The sequence below is a fragment of the Mesorhizobium sp. M8A.F.Ca.ET.202.01.1.1 genome, from assembly GCF_004791595.1.
Taxonomy (GTDB): domain Bacteria; phylum Pseudomonadota; class Alphaproteobacteria; order Rhizobiales; family Rhizobiaceae; genus Mesorhizobium.
In genome coordinates this window covers 1-336 of sequence record NZ_SRUN01000150.1, presented here as the reverse complement: position 1 = coordinate 336, position 336 = coordinate 1, and the positions used below count along the sequence as shown (strand labels likewise).

Sequence of the window (336 nt, the reverse complement as noted above, 5' to 3'; positions counted from 1 at the left end):
AGGTGCTGCAGGCCCCCTGCGGCGTATTGGGCGAGAAGTCCTCGGCGTACAGCATGGGCTGATGGGCCGGGTACGCGCCTGCACGCGAATACATCATGCGTACCAGGCTGGACAGCGTGGTCACGCTGCCCACCGATGAACGTGCGTTGCTGGCACCACGCTGCTGCTGCAGGGCCACCGCCGGCCGCAGGCCGTCGATGGCATCCACGTCGGGCACGCCCGCCTGGTCGATCAGGCGGCGCGCATACGGTGCGACGGATTCAAAGTAGCGACGCTGGGCCTCGGCGAAGATCGTGCCGAACGCCAACGATGACTTGCCGGACCCGGACACCCCGG

At 68.2% G+C, this 336-nt stretch carries 1 pseudogene; it reads right to left on the bottom strand.

Annotation, left to right across the window (positions count from 1 at the left end):
* A pseudogene (locus EN845_RS34245) lies at nt 1-336 on the bottom strand (excinuclease ABC subunit A); the annotation flags it as partial.